Genomic DNA, 1969 nt, shown 5'->3' on the forward strand with positions numbered 1-1969 from the left:
TTGTGTTTGATCTGGGAGCGCAGCAACGACCTCACAGAAGACGAGAACAATAATATCAACTGAAATGGTGCGTAAAAGCTGCGTAAAAGCTGCGAAAGCTGGGGTCAGGTCTTTGATTGTGCAAATCTCTTCTCTCATCACTATAAACGGCAATTGTTATGCACAATGAAAGACCTGACCCTGATTTTCTTATGCACAATGAAAGACCTGACCCTGATTTTCATGAAAGACCTGACCCTGATTTTCTGATTTTTTTGACCCTGATTTTTTGGTATGGGTTTTAACGCTTCCTTGCACTAGGCTTACGCCCGGTTAAGTGCTACCTTTTGTGGACACGAATTGATACCAGAGACAACGTTATGGAAACATTCGGGATCAGGGATTTAAGAGAGCGCAGCGGTGATCTCACCCGCACCGCAGAATCAGGCCAGATGGCATTGATTACATGCAGGGACAAACCATTACTGTTGGGCATTCCCTTTACCGAAGAACTGCTAGAGCAGGGAGTGACACTTAATCTGGCCATTCATTTATTTCGAAATGGCGTGGTAACTCTAGCCAAAGGGGCCAGGATAGCCCGGGTCCCCCTTGCTGATTTTATCCGGATGCTGGGTACACAGGGTATTCCTGTCGTTGATCATGACCCTGAGGATCTGGACAGTGACCTTGAAAACCTTGGATAAACCCTCGGGCGCTTCACAGATCATTGCCGATAGCGGGCCATTAATTGCATTGGCCATTTCAGGTCTGTTTTCCCATTTGCCTGACCTGTGCGGTGAGGTGTGGGTACCTCAGCAGGTGTTAAATGAATGTCTGGCAAAAGAGGGTGCTCCGGGTTTTGCTGAGATACAAGAGTCAGCCAAAGACAGAATAATCCATGTGCACCCGGATATTCCTGAATCCGATGAGATGATCAAGAGTTTGAGTCGTTTGCTTGATCCTGGTGAGGCCCAGGCCATTAAGCTAGCTCTGATGTACCAGTCTGTTTTACTGATTGATGAGAAATCGGGTCGCTCAACAGCCAGAAGTCTTGGCATTGCCGTTACCGGTAGCCTGGCAGTCCTGCTGAAAGCTAAAAACACCGGTGTCATTCCATCGGTAAAAAGTGTCGTTAACAAGTTGCAACAGCATAATTACCGGTATTCAAAAGCGCTCATTGCTCAATTACTTAAAAAGGCAGGTGAGTAGTTATTACTCCTGCCCCTTATGAGCAGCCGCCAGAACGGCATTACTACTCTTTAGTCATGATGGAAAGCTTATCCTTGCAATGCGGGGCGGACCATATATGACCCTGATTTTTATAAACAACCACCTATGCTGAGTGCCAGGCCTTCCGGAATGGCTGTTAACTGGCGGGTTTTATTTTTTGTGCATACAATAAATCCATGAAGTACGAGTACGATGCTGACAAAGACGCCACCAACCTGGCCAAGCATGGCCTGCCGCTGTCTGAGGCTGAGCATCTGGAGTGGGATACGCTCTGGGCATGGCAAGACCGTCGCTGTAACTATGGAGAGCAACGGATGGTGGGCCTGGCGTACCTTGGGTTGCGTTTGTGTTGTGTCGTCTACACCGATCGCGGGGATGTTCGCCGGATCATTAGCCTGAGAAAAGCCAACAAACGGGAGATGAAGCGCTATGCCAAAGCTTAAGCCGGGCACTATATGGCCCACCGATGAAGAAGACGCTGCCATCAATGCCGGGATCGCGGCCGACCCGGACACCTTTGAGATCACCGATGAGATGTTTGAGCAAAAGCGAGCCCCGGGCCGACCCAAAGCGCAGGAGACCAAGGAGCGTATTACCATACGGCTGTCGCCTGAAGTGATTGCGTATTTCCGCGCCACGGGCAAGGGATGGCAGACCCGTATGGACGACGCATTAAAGGAGTATGTTGCTACCCGGCATTCCTGATCGTAACTGTTTGGTGATCCCATACAATGTTCGCGATTACCAGGGGCTGCAGCCA

Annotated in this window: 4 protein-coding genes; all 4 read left to right on the top strand. The window is 49.5% G+C overall.

Annotation, left to right across the window (positions count from 1 at the left end):
* The first annotated feature begins 359 nt into the window (after nucleotides 1-359).
* The 4 genes from KDK14_RS15095 to KDK14_RS15110 all read left to right on the top strand — a co-directional run bounded on the left by KDK14_RS15095 (nucleotide 360) and on the right by KDK14_RS15110 (nucleotide 1914).
* Nucleotides 360-683, top strand: a complete 324-nt coding sequence (locus tag KDK14_RS15095) for a UPF0175 family protein (protein ID WP_257266000.1) — start codon at nucleotides 360-362, stop codon at nucleotides 681-683.
* The gene (locus KDK14_RS15100; protein WP_257266001.1) at nucleotides 661-1188 is read left to right on the top strand and encodes a DUF3368 domain-containing protein; all 528 of its coding nucleotides are present in this window, start codon (nucleotides 661-663) and stop codon (nucleotides 1186-1188) included. Before KDK14_RS15095 ends, KDK14_RS15100 begins: the two co-directional genes overlap by 23 nt.
* A 197-nt stretch (nucleotides 1189-1385) precedes the next feature.
* Complete coding sequence (locus tag KDK14_RS15105) at nucleotides 1386-1652, top strand: BrnT family toxin (RefSeq protein ID WP_257266002.1); 267 nt, start codon at nucleotides 1386-1388, stop codon at nucleotides 1650-1652.
* The gene (locus KDK14_RS15110) at nucleotides 1639-1914 is read left to right on the top strand and encodes a BrnA antitoxin family protein (RefSeq protein WP_257266004.1); all 276 of its coding nucleotides are present in this window, start codon (nucleotides 1639-1641) and stop codon (nucleotides 1912-1914) included. The genes KDK14_RS15105 and KDK14_RS15110 overlap by 14 nt, the downstream gene beginning before the upstream one ends.
* The last annotated feature ends 55 nt before the right edge of the window (nucleotides 1915-1969 follow it).

This window comes from Endozoicomonas sp. ONNA2 (assembly GCF_024606365.1).
In the GTDB taxonomy this organism is placed as follows: Bacteria; Pseudomonadota; Gammaproteobacteria; order Pseudomonadales; family Endozoicomonadaceae; genus Endozoicomonas.

Coding starts and splice junctions, on each gene's coding strand:
- KDK14_RS15105 (WP_257266002.1), top strand. CDS start 1,386: ATGAAGTACGAGTACGATGCTGACAAAGACGCCACCAACCTGGCCAAG.
- KDK14_RS15110 (WP_257266004.1), top strand. CDS start 1,639: ATGCCAAAGCTTAAGCCGGGCACTATATGGCCCACCGATGAAGAAGAC.
- KDK14_RS15095 (WP_257266000.1), top strand. CDS start 360: ATGGAAACATTCGGGATCAGGGATTTAAGAGAGCGCAGCGGTGATCTC.